This is a genomic window from Chengkuizengella sediminis (assembly GCF_010078385.1).
GTDB classification, from domain to species: domain Bacteria; phylum Bacillota; class Bacilli; order Paenibacillales; family KCTC-33759; genus Chengkuizengella; species Chengkuizengella sediminis.
The window spans coordinates 366634-388140 of record NZ_SIJC01000004.1; the positions used below are offsets into that span (position 1 = coordinate 366634).

Consider the following 21507-nt stretch of genomic DNA (forward strand, 5'->3'; position numbering starts at 1 on the left):
GATTACCCCTCCTTCTGTAATTCTTCTACTTCAATATGATAACCGTGATCATCGTAAACAGATCTTAAGAACATACAAACAAGTGTGATTGCTAATCCACAAATGGCAATAATATTATTCCCAAACAAGTTGTTTATAAACGCACTATCAAATTCATAACCGCGATACATAAAACCAAAACCTGCAATAAACAACCCTAATGACATGAAAAACGGTAAGATGGATGCTGATGGCATATGAATGGGACCTAATGGTTCAGCAGGCGTCATTTCTTTTTTACCATCCATTTTTTCCAACCAGAATGCATCTAATCCTCTTACTAAAGGTAATTGTTTAAAATTGTATTCTGGTGAAGGTGAGGCAATTGACCATTCCAATGTACGTCCATCCCATGGATCCGCTGGAGCTTTTGGTCCTTTAATTGAAATAATAACATTTAATAATATCACGATGACACCCGCAGCCATGAAAAATGCACCAATCGTACTTACAAAGTTGGCCGTATCCCAGCCTTGATTAGGCAAGTAAGTAAATACACGTCTAGGCATGCCCCATAATCCTAAGAAATGTTGAATAAAGAATGTTAAATGGAATCCTGAGAAGAATAACCAGAAGCTCCATTTACCTAATGTTTCATTTAACATACGACCGAACATTTTTGGCCACCAATAATATACAGCAGCTAATAAACTTAATACGATTCCACCAACGATAACATAATGGAAATGCGCGACTACAAAATAACTATCATGGAACTGGAAATCCGCTGGAGGTATAGCTAACATTACCCCCGTAACTCCACCCATAACAAAGGTTGGAATAAATGATGTAGCGTATAACATTGCTGTAGTAAACTGAATTTTCCCGCCCCAAATCGTAAATAACCAGTTAAATACTTTTATTCCTGTTGGAATGGCTATCAACATCGTGGCAACACCAAATAGTGCATTTGCTATGTCTCCCATACCTACTGTAAACATATGGTGAGCCCATACCATAAAGCTTAAAAATCCGATAAGTGCTGTTGCAAATACCATAGAGCTATACCCAAATAAACGTTTCCTTGCAAAAGTTGGTAAAATTTCTGAAATTGCTCCGAATGCAGGAAGAATTAAAATATATACTTCAGGATGTCCGAAAATCCAGAAGATATGCTCCCATAATACTGCATTACCACCTGTTGCGGTGACAAAGAAGTTCGCATCAAAAAGTCTGTCAAAAGTAATATAAATTAACCCTACAGCTAATGCTGGAAAAGCAAAAAGGATAATTCCTGATGTAATAAAAACTGTCCAAGTAAATAATGGCATTCTCATAAATGTCATACCTGGTGCTCTCATATTTATAATTGTTACAAGGAAGTTAATCCCACCGACTAACGTCCCTATACCTGCGATCTGTAGCCCGATTGCATAATAATCCGAACCCGTTCCACTAAATTCCGATCCAGATAGTGGTGCATAAGCAGTCCAGCCTATGTCTGGGACTGTACCTGTAAACCAACTAATATTTAATAATACTCCTCCGAAGAAAAAGGTCCAAAAACCTAATGAGTTTAAAAAGGGAAAAGCAACGTCCCTTGCTCCTATCTGCAATGGAACTACTGCATTCATTAAACCAAAAATCAATGGCATTGCTGCTAAGAAAATCATGGTTGTTCCATGCATGGTCATGATTTCATTGTAGGTTTGCCCAGTTAGAAACCATGATTCTCCATTAGCCCCCATAGGGAACATTAATTGGAGTCTTATCAAAAGGGCTTCTATTCCACCAACAATAAAGAAAAAGCCACCCGCAGCAAAATAAAGTATGCCTATTTTTTTATGATCAACGGTTGTAAGCCAATCCATCAACCCTCTATACTTTTTAACCGAGTGCGCCACTATGTATATCCTCCTCGTTTCTTATGTGTTCTTTAAATCATGTATATTACTCTAGTTTAAGCGTTTTTAAATATTGAACAATATCATTAAATTGATTATCATCTAAAGGTATAGCTGGCATTTCTACTGTTTTACCTTTAAATTCCTCTGGTTTTTTGATCCATTCAAAAATGTTACCATCCGTCATTTCAAGATATCCAGCAACGACTTCACGATCAGCAAAACCTTTAAGATTTGGTCCTAATCCAGGTGTACCTGCATCGATCGCATGACAAGACATACAATTTTGCTTAAATAATTCTTCACCAGATTTTACATCTGCTTCTACAACTGCAGCCGGTGCTTGCATATTAGCTACCCATGTATCATATTCTTCCTGACTTACAACTTTCACTTTAAAGTCCATCAAAGCATGAGATTCTCCACAAAACTCCGCACATTTTCCTAATAATACTTCCGGTTCAGCAGGAGTGTCTAAGTATAAAAGATTGGTCATTCCTGGGTTTGTATCCATTTTTCCACCCATTGCTGGAATCCAGAACGAATGAATAACATCAGAGGAAGTTAATTCAAACTGAACTCTCTGATTAACTGGAAGTACTAAATCCTGTGCTGTATAAATCCCTAAATCCGAATATTCAAATTCCCACCAAAATTGGTGCCCTGTCGCTTTAACTTGAATCACTTCTGGATCATCACTATAATCCTCATCTTGGGAAAAAGTAAGTGCTACCGAAGGAACCGCTAAAATAAGCAACAATATCATAGGAATCACTGTCCAAATGATTTCTAACTTGTGGCTTCCTTCCACCTGCTTAGGAATTGAATCATCACCTGGTTTACGGCGATAACGTACAATTGCATAAAAATATAAAGCAAAAACTACAATAACCACCAAAATCATAATCCCTATAGACAATAAAATAAGTCCGTATTGCTCTTCGGCAACGGATGCTTTTGGATCGATTGGATTCGAACCTTGTCCCACTAAACTACAACCTGTTAACAATAAAGAAAATACCATTAACAAGGGGATTATACGTTTCCATAAATGCCACCGATTCACTGAATATCTACCCCGCTTCTAAGTTTTAAATTGCTCACATCTCTTTTAAAGAAATTTAAAGAAAAGATTGTTTTACCATGGATGGCTTTCCTTGTCAATAAACTTAATCACTTTATTAAATATAAATTCACTATACTTATTTGTCAATCATCCTAAGCAAGTTCACAAATTGTTCTTAAAAATGATTGATTATATTCAAATGTCTCATATAGACTTTATTTCCAATTCTTATTTTTATTATGCGTAGATGTATAATTCTTAGTCAGAAGTACAACCCTAAATTTAATTAGTTATTTCAAAATTGAAACATTAACATTATGTTTGGGGGGGTTGTATTGAAAACATTAACTCACTTCTTTTATGCCTTAATCATCATCGCTATTCTTACATCATGTAATTATAAACAGGAATACCAACAAAGCGAACAAAATTTAAATGAACGAACACTGAATGAAATGTCTGATGTTAAGATGAGTAAAATGAATGCAAAACAAATCGAGAACATAAATACACACGAAAATACAAGCATCCGTTTTAGTCCGTTTACAGCAAAAGAAATTATGGATATTCCTGGTGTTAGTCATTCCTATGTTATACTAACCAATCGAAATGCATATGTTTCTCTTGTTTTAGATCACACTGCTACTGGCGGATTTGGAAAAGGGAATATTCACGAACAAAACAATTCAGGAAAATCTGATGATGGATACAATGAGAATGGCGGGATTGTCTATACAAATCCAAAAAATTTAGTTACAGATAAGAATTCAAAATTCACACTAGAGAACGAAAACAATATTTCAAGCAGATTAAAAGAAAAAGTAATTATGGAAGTCAAAAAGTTAAATCCAAAAGTTGAAGAAATTTATGTGTCAGCAAATCGTGCATTTGTAAACCAATTAAATGTATACGCTCAGAAAACTTGGAGAGGGAAGTCATTAAAACCATATGTAGAGGAATTTAACGAATCAGTTAAGGTTTATTTTAGCAATCAACTAAAAAAGTGACGCAAGATTGTCGTGACAAAGCTATTTTTATGGTAGCTTTGTCTTTTTTTATAAAAATGCCTTTCAGTGGTTATCGTTAGAAACAGCATTTTCACTTTTATGGGTAAAATAGTGTTATAATTATTCATAAACTAATAGGAAAAGCCTATTTGTTTATTTGTTTTGAGGAGGTCAATAATATGGAAACTTTTGCAGCAGGTATAATGGGATTATTTTTCCTTTTCGGACTTTTTTTATTATTTTTAAATATCATTACAAGTGTTTGGGCATATAGAGATGCCAGAAGAAAAGGAAATTCTAAAGAATATGCGATCGTTGTATTAATTGGAACGATCTTATTTCCTATTTTAGGTTTAATTGTTTATTTAATTATTAGAAATGACTAGTAAAACTAGAGAGATGCGTGAAGGGAGACCCTAACTTACTATGAAATACAAAATGGTAGCCATCGATGTGGATGATACGTTAATAAATGATGATAGAATTGTGACAGAAGCTACAAAAGAAGCTCTTATTAAAGCCATTAAGCAAGATGTGGTCATCACTTTAGCCACTGGAAGAATGTTTGCATCAGCAAAACAAATCGCTAAACAAATTAATTTAAATGTCCCTTTGATTACTTATCAAGGCTCACTCGTTAAAAATTTATTGGATGAAGAAATCATCTATGAGCGTTCAGTACCTGAAGCAATTAGTGACTATGTATTCAAATATGCGGTTGAAAACAAACATCACCTTCAGGTATATCATGGAGATGAGCTTTATGTAAAAGAAGAAAATGATATCGTAAAAGAATATTCAGAGGTTTCAAAGGTTCCTTTTAAAGTTGAAGCCGAATTTCATACTCTTGTGTCAAAACCTTTAACAAAACTCCTAATCATCAATCAGCCAGAGGTTATAGATCTAATTGCAATCGACTTACAGCAAAAAATTGGCGACCAGGTTCATATCACAAAATCAAAACCATACTTCTTAGAAATTGTTCATAAGGAAGCTACAAAAGGACATGCATTACAGTTTTTAGCCCAGCATTATGGTTGTGATATATCTGAAGTTATTGCCATCGGAGACAGCTGGAACGATCACGAAATGTTAGAAGTAGCTGGATTAGGTGTAGCTATGAATAACGCGGTTCCTACGTTGAAGGAAATTGCTAATTATATCACACATAGTAATAATGAAGATGGCGTGAAACACGTCATTGATAAATTTATTTTAAACGCTGATTAAAAAAATCTCACTCTAAATAGCGAGATTTTTTAATACTATATTTCATGACTATTATCCAGCCTCTGCAATTTCAAGTGCAGAATATATAATGATAATTAATAGAATAAAAAGAACTAATACGAAAGCTAAGCCATTTCCACTATAACTAGTATATGCACTCATACTAATCCCTCCTTTTCATAGAAATAGTATATTCTATGAATTTGAAGTTTGTTTTGTATGGACGAATATTACAGGCTACAATAAAATGTGCGTGAGTTTATACCTTTTTAAAAATAAAACCGTCAGAAGAAGGTAGAGTTAATTTTGTACCTATTAGGGCGGCTTTTTATTTTAACTTGTTAAGGATGAATTATACAAAATCTTTTAGAAAAGCTAAAAAATACTTAAGTTCCATTCTTGTGATAACCGAGTTAACAATCTTATCCCAGCAATACTATTCCCCTTATAATCTAACGCTGGTCCAATCACTCCAATTCCCATATTAGGAGCAACAGCCAGAATGCCTCCTGAAACACCACTTTTAGCAGGAATGCCAGCTTCTATGGCAAATTCCCCTGATGCGTTATACATTCCGCAAGTAATCATAAATGTTTTAGCTATTTGAACATACCTTTTAGGAATTAGTTGCTCAGATGTTGCAGGGTCTTTCCCATTGTTGGCTAATATCATACCCATTCGAGCTAAATTGGTACAACTAATTTCAATCGAACATTGCTTAAAATATACCTCTAAATGTTCTTCCACATTTCCTTCTAAGATTTGATTATCTTTTAACAAATAAGCCAATGCACGATTCCGGTGTGCGGTTTCATCCTCTGAACGGTATACTTTTTCATTATATGAGATAGAATCATCTCCACTTAGTATTTGAATAAAAGATAAAATACGTTCAAAGCGATGATTTACATTATCACCATCGATGAATGAAGTGACCGTAACCGCCCCCGCGTTAATCATTGGATTAAAGGGTTTACCAGGTGTTACAATTTCTAGTTTCATTAAAGAGTTATACATATCACCTGTCGGTTCCATCCCTACCTTGTCAAAAACCTGCTTTTCTCCTCTATCCATTAATGCTAGTAATAATGTAAAAACTTTCGATATACTCTGGAGTGTAAATTTAGGCATACATTCTCCTGCAGATACAGGATCTTTGCCAACTTCATGTACTGTAATGCCTAATAAGTCACCAGATACTTTTGATAATTCTGGGATGTAACTTGCCACTTTTCCTTCATTACAATGGTTTTTACTTTCTTTGATTAGTGGTTCTAAGATCGAATAATCCACAATTCATCATCACCCTATTTATTTTCTTTTATACTAGACATGTATTCATTGTAAAGTTGATCATCACTTTTCACAACTTTTCTGATTTTCTTTGTTTCTTCAACGATCGGATCCAATTCTGTTTGCTTTCGAATTTCATACTTAGCGTTAATGAGATCTACAGCTGCATCCTCAACATTTTCGCTTTGATATTTACCTTCTGTTAATACCTCAGTCACTTTTTCTTCTATCTTTTTTTTATCCATGTATATCCTCCCTGAATCTAATCAGCTTATCCCTTCATTTTTTCCCGAAAGAAAGTTTTTTACTCTTCAAAAAAAGGATGGCGTGTTCGAAACCAAGAACACTACATCCTCTCTATCAATTAACGATTTAATTTGTAACGAGGTTCCAATTCTCATTATCACTCTCTGTAAGCATAACAAAATCAGTATATCTGTCATCCATTTCAACCTTTAACTGCTCTGGCAAAACAAGTGTCACATTCATATATTTATAATCACTAGCTAAACCACTTTTTCTAGGTAGATTTTTCAATGTTACATACATCGTATCTCCAACTATATTTTGACTAAAATAATCCTCTAATTTCAATTCCGAACCTTCATAAGAAGAACGAATAAATGCATTTCCAAATAAGTGAAGTTCCCTTTCCTTTGTTGAGTCAACTTGAATCGAATGATAAAATTGATTATTTGTCTGCACGATGATTCGCTTTATTTCCTCAGGTATAGTTTGATTTACTGTTGGGAGCTCCTGATTACTTTCAACTTCATTCAAAGCGTACCGAACCTCTTCAATTAACCCTGTAGAAGTAAACATGAAAAGCAGTATACACAATACACCTATAAAACCAACAAATAATATGCTGAATATATCATATTTAATCACTGGATTTTCCTTTTTAGAAATAAATAAATAAACTAAAATCTCTAAACCAATGAGTACAATAATAAGTGGCCACCATGTAATCAAAATATCTAAAATTTCATAACCCCATATTTGCGATAAGAATAAAACGATCCCCAATAATATTAACGAACATGCCATTGATAACGTACCTACACGCCATTGTTTCATCTTGTTTCTCCCCCCTTACTTCTTACTTTTACTTCCCTTTAGTAATCTGAATCCTCCAAATATAAATAGGAATGAGATTAGAGTAGTCTGAAAATATTGATCAAATGTCCATCGAATGCTATAGTCTGGAAAAAGTGAATCAACGTACACCAAAATGACTTGATCAAACAAATAATAACTTCCAAGCGCTACTAATCCAAAACCCAACCACTTCTGATGATGTATAAACCATTCGATAATAGGAGTATCCTCTAATTTTTTATCTTCGTTATATCTAGAAACATTTTGCAACGCATCAAAGAAACTGAAAAACCAAATGAGCGGAATAATAAATAAAAACAGAGATAATCTTAAAACATCCAATATATAAAGCGAAAATAAAAATCCCGCCATCAATTGAAGTCCTCGTTTTTGAAGACCTAAATATAAATGACCTGCACCAGGGAATATGGATAATAAAGTAGCCAATACTTTGCTCTTTTTACCTACTTCCCTATGCCTTTCTAAATCCTCAAATACCGAAGTGTCCACTAATTCTTCTCCTTTTTGTTTGCGATTAAGTAGTTGAATGCAATCAAATAAACTATATAACCAAATGATAGGTAAGGCTGCTAAAAAAACGAGAAAAGCATCATCTACTATAACACTCACAAATCCAATCATCGTAAATAGACCAAAGAATCCAACTAACAAAGTTAAACCTCTATTCGTTAATCCTAATTGGAAATGACCCAAACCAGGGATAAATGAAAGCAAAATAGTAAAAAATCTTTCATTCTGCTGGTTAGCACTCGTTTTAACATAACCATATTCTCTATCTGTTGCTACGGTCTGTTGTTCATATTTTGGCATCGAAATTAAGGTAAAAATCATGTCCAGCATATTAATAATCCCTACTAATAAAGCAAGTAGTACGCCAAATATCATAAATTCTTCAGCTCCACTAATAAAACCTAAAACAATTCCTAGAAATAACGGACCAAAAAATCCAGCACTGTATAAAAAGGCACGTGCCTTACGATCTAAGTAAAGATGCCCTACTCCAGGAATGAATCCGAGAAAAAAGGCTAAAGCTTTATTTTTATTCATCTTTCTGACCTCCTCTTAAATTTGTTGGTAAATCGTTTAGAAAATCTGAAATCTTATTCGTTAATTCCTCTGAAACTGGGGGTTTATCTTGTGTTTCCTGCTCAAATTGATCCTGCTGTAAAGCCACTTGCTGGAATACCCCTGATGACATGAGCACCATGGTAATGCTAGCTGCCACCACATATTGAAAGAGAGGTTTATGAATTAATTTTTGCTTTGTTTTCTTTGGTTGAATTGAATCCATCACCTGTTCTTTTAAATCATCCTCATTTTCTATCACAGGTAATGCAGAAGTGTTTTCCTCTATACACTGCGTATAGGTCGATAAACACTGTTCACAAGTATATAAATGCTCTTCATACTCCAATCGATCTGTATCAGAGACTTGATCGTTTACATAATTCAGCCATTGTTGTTTATTAAAATGATCATTCACTTAAATTCCTCCTCCTTCCAATTTTTTCGGATCCATTTTTTTGCGCGATATAACTTAGACTCTACACTTTTAATTTCAATCCCCTGTTCATTTGCAATTTCACGATATGATTTTTCTTGAATGTAATAAGCAAACACTACATTTCTATAGTTTTCAGGCATTTCATTTAGTCTTGTTTTAACTAAAAGCACCCTTTCTCTTTGAATCGATTCCATTTCAGTCACGTTTCCATGTGTTAGATGTTCAACCTTTTCTATCTCCATTAAATCTTCTTTATTTCTCTGTGTTTTACGTTTCATATCAATCGCTTTATTCACAGCAATACGGGACATCCAAGTTTTAAACCCTTGATTTTTATACTGAGGGAGAGCATGATAAATACGGATAAATACCTCTTGTGTTACATCTTCCGCATCCTTTTGGTGACGAAGAACGGAATATACGATTTGAAATATATAGGTTTGGTATTTTTCCATTAATTTTCGAAAAACTTCTTGATCGCCGGCTACCACTTGTTCAATTAAAACTTCATCTGTAATGTCTGCTCCCCCCTCTCTGTTGTAATAGACGTCTTAATTACAAACATACCCTGCACTATTTTTAATTTTTTAAGTTCAAAAAAGCAAAAAACACCATACCATTTATTTAGTATGATGCGATACATTAAAAGAAAATATAAATTTCATGTTTAAACAATCCATTAAATTGATAACTTCACAATGTAAATTTGCATTTGATAGGTAGTTTATTCCCATTTATATAAAGTAATCTGATGATACACAGGGTCAAATAATGGATCTGAGTAAAATGTTTTAATGGGAGTAACATGTTTACTTAAATCTCCTACCTGCTGTTCAAACCCAAGTAATACCTGTTCGGTAATCCATATTTGCTTATACGGCGTTCTATTGATTTCTTGTAAGAAATAATCATAAGTAAATACACGCTGATGAGCATAATCCACTTTTAAATATTGAAACACTCTAGTTTCTTCCCAAGTGTATACGATAAAATCGTCATCTTGCTGAGATAAATAATTACTGAGCTGATAAACAGCAGGTTCTTCTTTGGCATAGTTTTTGATTATAAATGCTCCATGGATGAATTGAGATGCCATGAAAATAAAAATAAATATAAGAACCATTTTAGATTTTAGATTTTTCAGTAGGAACTGAATCATCAATAAAACCATCGGACCCACTAAAGGAGAGATATGCCTTGGCTTGTCTAGATTTTGAGCGAATAATGCCCAAAACAAATAACTTATCAACATCACGATTAAAATCATAGAATAGTGACTGAGTTTTTTCTGTTTGTTTTGAATGATTACAACTAAAAATACTATCAACAAAACAAACATGATTACCGATAAAATGATGGATTGACCACTAAACCCTGTCCAATACAAATTGTAAAATAATAATTGAAAAACTCGAGTGGCTAATGAATCGTTTGAAACATCATAAGTGCCACCCCAATCCGAAAAATGACCTGTTGTAAAGGATAAGGCTAATTTAATAAACCCACTTAAACTTCCCTCAGAAACAACCAGACCGAGCACCCAAATACTCTGAAAAAATACGAAAAAGCAAACCTGAAGACCAAACCATTTCATCGTGTAATCTTGCCTTTTTAATTTCATCCACCAAAACAACAAAATACCTATACCAAACACTAAATAAGATAAACGAATCCCCATTAATATACTAAAGAGGAGCAAAGGCATTAAAGAAATCAAAAAACTTTTATTAGATAAAGAAAAATTTATACTCCATAAATACCACCACAACACTGCAATTGCAGCTCCTTCGGACATGGGTTCTACGCTAATTAATGTGATATAACTAAATGAAAGCACAAACAGAACTGCAACAAGACTTTTTTGTCTAGTTAAAGTTCTTCTAGCTAATAAATAAATGGGGATCGCTGAAAGCAAAGTCATCAATACATTTAAAATAACTAAGGATTGAACGGGATCACTTATCCACTGATGTACAACCGTTCCTGCAAAAATAAAATATGGATACCCTGGGAAATGGGGCTGCATCGCTAATAAGTCGAAACGGTTTAATGCTAGTGCAAAATCAACGATATCCCATGAACGAGCAAAGGACGAGATATGCATGAATCTCCATGTGAACATTCCAATGAAGATTAAAAAAAGTAACATGCTGCTCGCCCATTTATATTTATTTTGATCCATCATGTATCCATTCCTATACGTTTACAACTTTTTTGCTATGAACTACTTTTGCATCCTCAACCACTTGTGTTGTTTTCTTGTCTACTTGCTTCTTTTGTGAAGATTCACTTTTTCTAGTCCACAACAATAAAAAGATGACAGCAAAATAACCAAAATAAACTAATATTTCTTCAATAGAAGGTGTAGCTGCATATCCTAATAATGCTGTAAAGAAAATACCCACATCGCCAGAGATAAGAGGAGCTGTACCTGTATCTCTTAAATATTGAGTGTAATCTGTAGGGTGTTCAGGTAATAACCAAGTTACATCATACACTTGCGGCATTACACTCCCGATTATACCAACATCCTGCATCATTCCAACACCTTGAACTAATAAACCTGCAGCAATCACAATAATCATTGCACCTGTAACTCTAAAGAAGGTTTTTAAAGAAATACGCATCGTGCCTTTAAAGAAGAAATAACTTACTACTGCTGCGATTACAATCCCTGCTAGTGCCCCCCAGCTTTGTAATGCCAATTGAATGTTTCCTCCTGTAATAGCTACAAAGAAAAATACGGTTTCTACACCTTCTCTTAAAATAACTAGGAATGAATGAATGACCATTCCAATAACACTTCCTGCTGTGACATAAGTTTTTAACTTTCCTTCAAGTTTCCCTTTCATATCCCGACTGTTTTTCGCCATCCAGAATACCATATGTGTTAATAACATGGACGAAATGAGCATAATTGAGATTTTAAGATAAATTTGACTAGCCATCATGGAAAAGCTTGTTAACACTACTTGAAAAACAAAGGCTACACCTAAACTAGCCACCAAGGCCAAACCTGCACCCAACCACACATACTTCGTGTATTCAGGATGGTTCATTCTTTTAAGAAAAGTAATAATGATGCCTAAGATCAATAAAGCCTCTAAAGTTTCTCGAAATGTAATCAGTAGTGCTTGCAGCTCCATGATGATTCCTCCCAATTATCTTTTAACTTGATGTTCCTTTTTTCCGTTTTAGCGAGTACACAATGATAACAATGATAAAGATAAGAATTAAACCAATCGGTATCCAATTTTTAATATCATTTAAATTTACAAATTTAGGATCTTGACTCGTTTGCCCTTCTTCAGGAACAAAATGGCCAACTTCAACATTTTCAATATTAAATTGTTCAGATAATGATCCAATAATTTTTTCTTTACTGTTTATAAATGCATCAATATCAGATTCCTTTTCACCTACTCCAAACAATCCTGGATTTCCTAAAGAATCTAATGCTAGATTAAATTCTTCTCTTATATCCTCATCTAGTTGTTTATCTTTTTCAACGATGAGAGGTGATAAAGCATCGTATGTTGCAAGTCCTTTTGCTAACAATAACTTTGTTGTCGTATAATCTGTAAAATCCTGTTCAATATATTCTAAACGTCTTGCAATATTTAGTACGAGTATATTCCTCATAGCAGTCATCACTGTTTCGTGATTCTCAGCCTCAAATGCATCTATCACAGCCATCGATGGTTCAATGCCCATATGTAATTCAATATCCTCTTTCACTGTTAAGTATATGGTTTCTGCTTCAACATAGTTCGGAGGATTTGCATTTAACCCGGCTTCCATTGCTTTATAAACCTCAGCTATGAGTTCTTCATTAGGATCTCCATAAGTATAAGCAAATGTAACTTGTTGAAAAGAGCCCAAAAGCACGAAGAATGATGCAATAATCAAGATGATCTGTTTCATGTATTGTCTCCCTTAATCATTTATTACACTCTAAATGATAACGATTATCATTGTTAATGTCAATAAAATCTTCACTATAATTGTGAAGATGATTTGAATTTTGTTTCTTTACGTAAATTTTCACTATGAATTTGATTGGATTTTGTACGTACTTTGCTTACTGGACGTAACATTTCCTTAATAATAGCCATAATCACATTGGGTAGATATTCTTTAAATTTAATAAAAGATTGACCTTGTGTTCTTACTTGATAATGAATAGGGATCTCCCTCATTCGAAAACCTTTGCGAACAATATTTAACGTTAAAACTTGCGCATAATTATAATCATGAATAATTTCAGCTTGTTCCATCACTTCTTTTGAGAATGCTCTCATTCCAGATTGCCCATCATAAATCCATCTTCTCAATAAAACAGATTGAATAAATGTGAAAACATAATTACCCAAACGGCGGTGAAGTTTCATACCTTTCATTTTCCCTAGAAATCGTGAGCCCATTACGTAATCTGCTTTATTTTGTAAAATCGGTAAAATAAGTTCTGGTATCTGTTCTGGTGGATATTCACAGTCCGCATCAATCATGACCGCAATATCTGCACCAAGTTTATAACTCTCCGTGAGTCCTTGACGGACAGCAGCACCTAAACCTTTGTTTTCTTTGAAAGAATAAATAAAATCTGCCCCAGCTTGTTTTGATTCTTTGACAGTGTCGTCTCTAGACCCATCATTAATGACAAGCACTTGTATAAACAATTGAGAATCAACATCACGAGGGATTCTAGAAATCACTTCAGCAATTGATTTTTCTTCGTTATATGCTGGAATAAATACAACAACATGTTTTTTCAATTTTTGTTTTCCTCTCCATCTATATTTAACGCCTCTTTCAAAACCCGACCTCTGCTATGACTAGGATAAGGAGAACCCAATAAAGTAGCTACCGTTGGAGCTATTGAAATTAAACTATGTTTTTCCTCCACTCTTTTCCCTTGATGGACAAGTGAACCTTGAATGAAAAATGGAACATAACGCTCTCCTTCGTCTAAATGACCGTGTCCTCCAATACCATCAGCTTGTCCATGATCTGCACAAACGATAAATGTTGTATCTTCTTTTTTCCCCTGCTCCTCTAACCATGTTACAAATTGTTCAATCAATGAATCTACTTCTTCAATTTTTTGGATATAATCAGGATAATGAACACCTCTGCTATGCCCTGTTTGATCTGTTCCAATGAACTGTACAACGAGAAAATCTGGGTCTTGCTCGCTCATGATATGTTTTGCCCTTTGCATAATATTTAAATCTGCTACATCATTGTTCATCACAGCCGTAACGGATTCAACATCATTACCAAAACTATCAATTAAATGTGCAATACCTAACAGGCGCCCTTTTTTGCCAACCTTTCTTAAACTGTCGAAGATGCTTTCTACCTTTAGACCAAGTTTCCATACCATATTAGAGGTAATTCCGTGTTCCCCAGGATAGGTACCTGTGAACATGGAAGAAAAACATACTACAGTTCGAGCTGGATACACGGTTTCCATTTGTGTATATTCTGTTCCTTTTAAACGCATGTCATCCAAAAATGGGGTGTTTGCTTCTTTAAATTTATCTTTTCGCATTCCGTCAATAACAATAACAATGACTTTATCTGTGATTGACTTGCCTGTAGGGTTAGACGATTTTTCATTCGTTAAATCTTCATCTTCTTTTGGTTTCCAATCAAAAATATACCGGTGCAATACCCAACTAAAAATAAGAATAGCCACTGCAAAAGAGAATAATGTAACCCAAGGCAGCTCATTCAACCCTGCTCCTTGCTCATGTATAAACTGAAAAACATATTGCCAAATCCACAATAGCAATATAAACTTCGGAAGCTGCTCTTGTGCATTCCCACTTGTCGAATCACTATTTTTTAATACTAATTTCCAAAACCTAGTAAAATTCAACCAGGAAGTTCCTATTCTCAAATGATAATAAAACGTTCCCCAAAAAAATACGGTAAAGAAAAAATACAAACCAATCGCCAAGAGCGCTAAAGAAATTTGCGCGTCATTAAAAAGGATCAAATAAGCAATAAGTGGCATCCATAAATAATTTCTTAAATACAAAGGGAAATCGTAGTGATAGTAAATGATGAATAAAGGCACTACGATAATCAAACTCAATGCGGTATTCAACCAAAAAGAAGGCTCTGTCCAAAATCCAATGTGATATAAATAAAATACACCTACTACAAAAATAGGCGTAAATGGCTTTCCTTCATTTAATAAATTCCAGCACCTCGCAGCAATAATTTCAAACCAAGACGCTTTTTTCATACAACACCTCACAAATGAAGATGTTGCCCAAAAGGCACTCTACCCTTTTGAACAACATCTATGTTAGTCTTCTATATTTTAAAATAATTGATTCAATGCTTCAACTATTTCTACACTTATAGAGTTAGCTTCTTCTGCATTTTCATTAGTCACAGCTTCGTACCAAGCTGTGCCTTTCGCCATAAGATCAGAACCTTGCTCTTCTCCAAGGCGTTCAATAACTTCTAACTCGATAGCCTTCATAAAGATATTTGCCTCCATTGCTTCAACACGAGCATCTGTGATGTTTCCTTCCTCTAAAGCAACTGGAACCTTCTCATGATAACCTGTTATTTTCCCAACAAATGCTTTCACAAATAAATCTGCTACTTCCTCCGCATTAATGGATTCAGGGTCTGTTTCACCTAGATTAAAAATGGTATCAAGAGCAGCAGCGGCTTGTTCATCGCCTCCAGAAAGCGAACCTTTAATCGCTTGATAGAAACCCCAAGCTTCTGCTTGTTTAATTTGTAAATCTACTTTCTCAGCTCCGCCTTCTTGTACTGCAGCAGCTATTTTTTCAGCATAAGAATTTGCTGCAAGATAATAACTACGGTATACAGATTTATCTGTCATTTGCTTATACACTTTTAATTCATCTACATTTCCTTCTGCTAACGCAGCTTCTTGAAGACTTAGTCCATTTTCAATTTGAGTTTGCATATCTGCACTGTAGTATGAATCTCGTTTAGCAGCTGTTGGAACTAACACCTGTTCTGCTAGATACTTAAGCTCTGAAAAAGCTACATCAGCTTCTTGCTGATTACCCTCTTCTAGTGCTGCCACAACATCAGATTGAAGATTTTTTTGTTTCTTATAGAAGTATGATTGAGTTGTTTTATCAATTACTTGAAGAGCAACAACTGTATCTAACTGCTCATTTGCCCCAGCTTCAATTGCCGCTAAAATCGCAACATCTAAACTATCATCCGCTTCTACTACTGTATCTTTTAAACCATCAGTATAAAGAGTGCTTACTAGATTCCAATCTGCAGCTTCTCCTTCTTTCTCTTTTTTAAGCTCATCCATCATTTGTTTATAAGTATCAACTTCTGTATAAGTAATTGTATCTTCAATGGAAACTTCCTGACCTTCAACTTCTTCACTCTCTTCTGTATTACTATTTTGAGAGCCTTCCGTTTGATCGACCTGTTCTTTTGTATCCTCTACAGCTTCTGGTTTTTCTGTACCACAAGCTGATAAAATCACACTAGCGATTAACATTGTGGATAAAGCAGTTGTCAGTTTCTTATTCATGTTTTTTTATTCTCTCCCCTAATTGATAATGATTTTCATTTACAGTGAGATTATACCGATAATGATTCTCAATGTCAATGGGAAAAGTGCAAATAATTTTAAACAATATGTGAATGTTTCTTGACAAGTAAAGAATTAATTTTGGAGATAAAAACAAGAATTTAAAGAACTTTTGAAGGAAAAAAATGTTAATACTGAGAGGATATTTTTTGTATAAATGCTAACAGTGAATCTAATGAGGATAGAAATTGAAGGGAGTAATTTCAAACAAACCCCTATCGTCAAGATTAAGGGATCTAATAAAACCTTAATCTTGACATATATCTTCTAGAGGTAACGATTCAGCCCACTCTTGTATAGCATCAATGATAGGCTGCATTGATTTTCCATTTTCTGTTAACTCATACTCTATTCTTACAGGAACTTCTGGATATACATGACGAATTACCAATTTATATTTTTCTAACTCTCTTAGTCTTTCAGCTAACAACTTCCCACTAATTGGAAGTGATTTTTCGATATCTCTAAAACGTTTGGGTCCAGTTAACAAAGTATAAATAATCAAACCTACCCAGCGTTTACCAAATAACTGCATTGCTGATGTTAATTTAGGACATAAATCTTCTTGATGTGATTGTTTACTCATCCTATTCACCTCCACGTTAATATCAGTATACCACGTTACTTACTTTTTATCATCTAGTGAATGTATCCAACTAAATGATGTGAATAGACACCAATTAGTGATTTTCTAAGACTCATCGAGTATATGGTTATTTAATTATGTCACTCATCCAATTCGAAATAAGTAAAGTAGTCAAAATCTGCATATTTTTTCATACCACTTAAGTCCTGTACACATATACCTATAAAAGAACCTGTAAATCCCAATTTATTATGTTCATCAGAGAGTTGTCCTGCTTCAAATACCTTATCAATTTTATACCAATTTTCCCCGTCTTCAGAATAAGAAAACTCTATAGATTGGTTGAATATATTTACTCTTAAATAAACCTTTGTCCATCCCTCAACTTTTATTTCTTCATCTAATGGCTCATCCACCTCTCCACTTTCCATATGATGAATCGTTAGCGTTTTTCCTAATTCTTCTTCATGGCTGATGCGAAGATAAATATAATCATTTGTATCATAATAACAAACCAATCCCGCCATCTGTTGAAATGTATCAGGTTCAAATTCTATACAAGTCTCAGCTTCACAACGAAATGCTTGTTGTCTTCTTGCCACTATACTTTGTCTATGAAGTGAGCTTAACGATTCTTGACCTCTTAATCTCATATAACCTGGTCTTTCCTTAAGTGATAACCATCTTTCATCAGGAGGTATCCGTAACGTGTTTAAATGGATATTCAATTCTGTATCATCAAAATCATTTCTACAACGTAGTCTTTCAAATTTAAACTCAGGCAAATTCGGCGCGGGCACTTCTAATTTAGGCTCATTGCCTCCACCTTCAAGACGAAGCCAACCATCCTCGCTCCAATACACCTTTTGAATACTTGTCTCTCTTCCTAAATTACATTTCATTTCCGGTCTTAACGGACGACCACATAAATGTGTAATGTAATACTCACCATTTTGTGTTTCAACTAATGAGGCGTGTCCTGCTTTTTGCAACTGTAGTTCTGGGTTTTTGGCTGATGTTAACATCGGGTTTTGTGGGTCCACTTCGTAAGGTCCCCAGATTTCCTTTGATCTAGCCATGGATACCGCATGATCCCAAGAGGTTCCCCCCTCTGCTGTCATTAAATAATAATAACCATTTCTTTTGTATAAATGAGGAGCTTCAGTTACTCCTAATTCTGTACCTTTAAATATATTTTTCACAGGTCCTACTAATTTTCTTTCTTCAAGTGAAAACTCCTGAACTAATATCCCTGCAAATGGATTTTTCCCTTTACGGAAGTCATTTTGCATATTAACAAACCACTTTTTACCGTCGTCATCGTGGAATAATGAAGGGTCGAATCCACTGCTATTTAAATAAATCGGTTCTGACCATGGACCCATGATGTCCTTCGCTGTAATCACATAATTATGCGTATCTTTTGTTACATTAGAAGTGATATGCCAGCTTTTCACATCCGTATATACTAAATAAAATAAATCCCCATCATAACTTAAACAAGGAGCCCATACACCACCTGAATTTGGATTTCCTGCCATATCTAATAAAGAAAGTCTGTCTAAGGGGCGTGTTAACAATCTCCAATTGACTAAATCCTTTGAGTAATGGATTTGCACTCCAGGAAACCATTCAAAGGTGGATGTCGCTACATAGTAATCATCTCTGACCCTGACAACCGATGGATCTGGATTAAAACCTTTTAAAATTGGATTTTTAATCATTTTTTCCATATTTCTCCTCCTTTGCTGGGAACATATTTCTTAAAATAAGCTAACGCATTACTAACTAAATACCTTATGTACCTTATATAAAATTCATAAAAAACAATACAATTATATCATAAACAATCAGGTATAATCATTATAACTAGATGCGTTTTCTTGCTATTTTAAGTTACTTTATTTTTCTTCGTTGATTCAACAAGTTTTCATATCTATTCTCTAATGCAAACTTTTTAGATTGATCGGTAACATAGCTAAGTTTACCGATTATTTCCGTTAACTCATGTTCAATTTTCAACAGTTCCGCTTCATTTGAATGGATAGAAGAATCTTTAGTTTTTTTGGTCTGCCTCCTCTTTAATAAGGCATCATAATTACCTTCATTTAATAACCCTTTTTCATTCTCAATCATTAAAACATGAGTTGCAAGTTGATTTATTAATCTTCGATCATGTGTAGCAAACACAACCGTTCCTGGATACTCTTTTAACACCTTTTCTAAACTTTCTTGTGTTTGAATATCTAAATAATTCGTAGGTTCATCTAATAATAATAAGTTTGTATCACTTACAAAACATTTGACTAGGGCTACCTTAACTTTCTCTCCCCCACTCAACACACTTATTTTTTTACGAACTTCATCTCTTTTAAAAAGCATTCTTGCCAAGATTGTTCTTACTTTTTCATCTGAATATATACTTGTATCCATCACATTCTCTAAAATGGACTGATCCTTTTTCAGATCATTAAGCGTTTGATGTAGAAAACCTAATCTACAGCCTGCAGATACGAAGATACCTTGTTCTTGTTCTGCTATCATTTTTAATAAAGTAGACTTACCTATTCCATTGTTTCCGATCAATGCAACCTTCATGCCAGGTTTTATCATCACATTCATATTTGAAAATAAAGTACGATCCGCTATTTTTTTAGTTACTTGTTCCATTTTTATCACAAATTTATTATGGACTTTTTTATGTTGGGTTAGATCAAAAATAGCTTGATCCTTTTGAATTGGTTTTTCTTTTTTGTCCAATTGTTCAATCCGCTTCTCAATTACTTTTGCAGAACGGTTCACTTTCGCTTGTTTGCTTCTTGCTTTTTCCGCTCCTAGATTCGCTTCCTTATAACTCATTCGTTTCGGTTTCTTTTTCATTGTTTTAGCTTTACTTTGTTTTTCTTTAAAAGCTTGCTGCAAACGTGATTTCTCCCGAGTATATTCATCATATTCAAATTGAGCACGATTTAATTTCATCTCTTTTTGTTCTAAATACGCACTATAGTTGCCCTGATATTGGGTAATTCTTTCATTATCTATTTCAATAATTTTCGTACAAACCGCATCTAAAAAAGCTCGATCATGTGAAACGATAATTACTGCTCCCTGTACGTTTTTTATTTCTTGTTCCAATTTCGTTATGCCGGATAAGTCTAAGTGGCTAGTGGGTTCATCAGCAAGTAGAAGATCAAATGGACGATCAAGTGCTTCTGCAATCTTTATTCGCATTTTTTCACCACCACTCATGCCATCATGTATTTCTTTACCTATCCCCCATTTGGACAAGTTTCCACTGAATTCAACACTATCATTTGCTTCTTCATTCTGTGAAATCTCTATCATATTTATTTTGTGACTGATAGTGCCAGCATCCAGCTCTGTTTTACCAGCTAAAACGGATAAAAATGTGGATTTTCCCGCTCCGTTTAAACCCACAATGCCAATTCGGTCATTTTTTGAAATTGTTATTCGTCCATCTAACTTAAACAATAATCGATCTTTCATATATTTTTGAATGTTATTCATCTCTAAAATTGTCATAAAAAAACCTCCCTAGTATGTACTAGAGAGGATTAGTTCGTTTGTTGTTCCATTCATTTCATGTTCACACTTTAAAAATTGCAGTACTGCTTAAACAAACACAAAGACCTGAATCGACTAAAATTGATCACACCTTTATGATAAGGAGAATCTTGCTGTCTTCCCCTTGAAGAAGAGAGTCTTACAGCAAACAAAATGTGATAAACATCGATCATACGTGTTAATATGGCAATAAAAAAAGGTACTATGAACAAAAAGGTTGTGTATTAACACATCCCGAAAATGGACAGACTAATCCTACCTCTAGTTTCAAATCAATATTTACATTGAAAATGCTAGAATACGTAAGATTACTTCTCCATTGTTCACATTACCTCCGAAATTTAGTTTGTTTTAATTACGTTGTTATTATAGGTTGGTTCCATATTTTTGTCAATAAACTAAACCATTGCCTCAATTAAAAATTATCGATTTCTTTCATTTATGTCTCTTATTAAAAAGAATTTGAAGATCTTGATTTCATCGCATTCTGCTTTAGAATCAAAAAATTTAAAATCAATTGCTGAACATAGGATGCTCGTTTTTTAGTTAATACCTATGGATGCGACCTTTTTGCTTTTTTACAAGTTGCATACATAAATATGTTACTTTAAAGTTCACT

Annotated in this window: 21 protein-coding genes; 3 read left to right on the forward strand and 18 right to left on the reverse strand. The window is 34.1% G+C overall.

Translation table 11 applies throughout. From position 1 onward, the window contains the following. Positions 1-2: 2 nt before the first annotated feature. Complete coding sequence (gene ctaD, locus EPK97_RS10815) at positions 3-1850, reverse strand: cytochrome c oxidase subunit I (RefSeq protein ID WP_162036744.1); 1848 nt, start codon at positions 1848-1850, stop codon at positions 3-5. A 79-nt stretch (positions 1851-1929) separates the two neighbouring features. Next, positions 1930-2949, reverse strand: coding sequence for a cytochrome c oxidase subunit II (gene coxB / locus EPK97_RS10820; protein WP_162036626.1), 1020 nt, complete (start codon positions 2947-2949; stop codon positions 1930-1932). A gap of 335 nt (positions 2950-3284) precedes the next feature. Here coxB and EPK97_RS10825 point away from each other — a divergent pair, with 335 nt between their 5' ends. The 3 genes from EPK97_RS10825 to EPK97_RS10835 all read left to right on the forward strand — a co-directional run bounded on the left by EPK97_RS10825 (position 3285) and on the right by EPK97_RS10835 (position 5186). After that, positions 3285-3956, forward strand: coding sequence for a hypothetical protein (locus EPK97_RS10825; RefSeq protein WP_162036627.1), 672 nt, complete (start codon positions 3285-3287; stop codon positions 3954-3956). Between the two features lie 179 nt (positions 3957-4135). Further along, positions 4136-4342: a PLDc N-terminal domain-containing protein gene (locus EPK97_RS10830; RefSeq protein ID WP_162036628.1), complete on the forward strand. Its 207-nt coding sequence runs from the start codon at positions 4136-4138 to the stop codon at positions 4340-4342. 40 nt (positions 4343-4382) lie between these two features. Continuing rightward, complete coding sequence (locus tag EPK97_RS10835; protein WP_162036629.1) at positions 4383-5186, forward strand: Cof-type HAD-IIB family hydrolase; 804 nt, start codon at positions 4383-4385, stop codon at positions 5184-5186. A 51-nt stretch (positions 5187-5237) separates the two neighbouring features. On the opposite strand, the gene yjcZ is transcribed toward EPK97_RS10835, so the two are convergent. The 16 genes from yjcZ to abc-f form a co-directional block, all read right to left on the reverse strand. After that, positions 5238-5348, reverse strand: a complete 111-nt coding sequence (gene yjcZ, locus EPK97_RS10840; protein ID WP_162036630.1) for a sporulation protein YjcZ — start codon at positions 5346-5348, stop codon at positions 5238-5240. Between the two features lie 213 nt (positions 5349-5561). Then, positions 5562-6479 (reverse strand): glutaminase A, encoded by a 918-nt coding sequence (gene glsA, locus EPK97_RS10845; protein ID WP_338075692.1) that lies wholly within the window; start codon positions 6477-6479, stop codon positions 5562-5564. A 14-nt stretch (positions 6480-6493) separates the two neighbouring features. Next, positions 6494-6724 (reverse strand): hypothetical protein, encoded by a 231-nt coding sequence (locus EPK97_RS10850; RefSeq protein ID WP_162036631.1) that lies wholly within the window; start codon positions 6722-6724, stop codon positions 6494-6496. A 127-nt stretch (positions 6725-6851) separates the two neighbouring features. Continuing rightward, positions 6852-7559: a hypothetical protein gene (locus EPK97_RS10855; RefSeq protein ID WP_162036632.1), complete on the reverse strand. Its 708-nt coding sequence runs from the start codon at positions 7557-7559 to the stop codon at positions 6852-6854. A 15-nt stretch (positions 7560-7574) separates the two neighbouring features. Next, complete coding sequence (locus EPK97_RS10860) at positions 7575-8648, reverse strand: hypothetical protein (protein ID WP_162036633.1); 1074 nt, start codon at positions 8646-8648, stop codon at positions 7575-7577. After that, positions 8641-9084 (reverse strand): anti-sigma factor, encoded by a 444-nt coding sequence (locus EPK97_RS10865; RefSeq protein WP_162036634.1) that lies wholly within the window; start codon positions 9082-9084, stop codon positions 8641-8643. The genes EPK97_RS10860 and EPK97_RS10865 overlap by 8 nt, the downstream gene beginning before the upstream one ends. Then, the gene (locus EPK97_RS10870; protein ID WP_338075693.1) at positions 9081-9596 is read right to left on the reverse strand and encodes a sigma-70 family RNA polymerase sigma factor; all 516 of its coding nucleotides are present in this window, start codon (positions 9594-9596) and stop codon (positions 9081-9083) included. Before EPK97_RS10870 ends, EPK97_RS10865 begins: the two co-directional genes overlap by 4 nt. 233 nt (positions 9597-9829) lie before the next feature. After that, on the reverse strand, positions 9830-11287 hold the full coding sequence (locus EPK97_RS10875) for an MFS transporter (protein ID WP_162036635.1): 1458 nt from the start codon (positions 11285-11287) through the stop codon (positions 9830-9832). Between the two features lie 13 nt (positions 11288-11300). Then, positions 11301-12251, reverse strand: a complete 951-nt coding sequence (locus tag EPK97_RS10880; protein WP_162036636.1) for an FTR1 family iron permease — start codon at positions 12249-12251, stop codon at positions 11301-11303. 22 nt (positions 12252-12273) lie between these two features. Beyond that, the gene (locus EPK97_RS10885) at positions 12274-13029 is read right to left on the reverse strand and encodes a hypothetical protein (RefSeq protein WP_162036637.1); all 756 of its coding nucleotides are present in this window, start codon (positions 13027-13029) and stop codon (positions 12274-12276) included. A gap of 74 nt (positions 13030-13103) precedes the next feature. Continuing rightward, the gene (locus EPK97_RS10890; protein WP_162036638.1) at positions 13104-13880 is read right to left on the reverse strand and encodes a glycosyltransferase family 2 protein; all 777 of its coding nucleotides are present in this window, start codon (positions 13878-13880) and stop codon (positions 13104-13106) included. After that, positions 13877-15361 carry an alkaline phosphatase family protein gene (locus EPK97_RS10895; protein WP_162036639.1) on the reverse strand — a complete coding sequence of 495 codons (1485 nt, stop codon included), beginning with the start codon at positions 15359-15361 and terminating at the stop codon, positions 13877-13879. Before EPK97_RS10895 ends, EPK97_RS10890 begins: the two co-directional genes overlap by 4 nt. A gap of 78 nt (positions 15362-15439) precedes the next feature. Further along, positions 15440-16657 (reverse strand): hypothetical protein, encoded by a 1218-nt coding sequence (locus tag EPK97_RS10900; protein WP_162036640.1) that lies wholly within the window; start codon positions 16655-16657, stop codon positions 15440-15442. 307 nt (positions 16658-16964) lie between these two features. Further along, the gene (locus EPK97_RS10905; protein WP_162036641.1) at positions 16965-17303 is read right to left on the reverse strand and encodes a winged helix-turn-helix transcriptional regulator; all 339 of its coding nucleotides are present in this window, start codon (positions 17301-17303) and stop codon (positions 16965-16967) included. Between the two features lie 140 nt (positions 17304-17443). After that, positions 17444-19036: a glycoside hydrolase family 43 protein gene (locus EPK97_RS10910; RefSeq protein ID WP_205690250.1), complete on the reverse strand. Its 1593-nt coding sequence runs from the start codon at positions 19034-19036 to the stop codon at positions 17444-17446. A gap of 163 nt (positions 19037-19199) precedes the next feature. Next, complete coding sequence (gene abc-f, locus EPK97_RS10915) at positions 19200-20846, reverse strand: ribosomal protection-like ABC-F family protein (RefSeq protein WP_162036642.1); 1647 nt, start codon at positions 20844-20846, stop codon at positions 19200-19202. Positions 20847-21507: the final 661 nt, after the last annotated feature.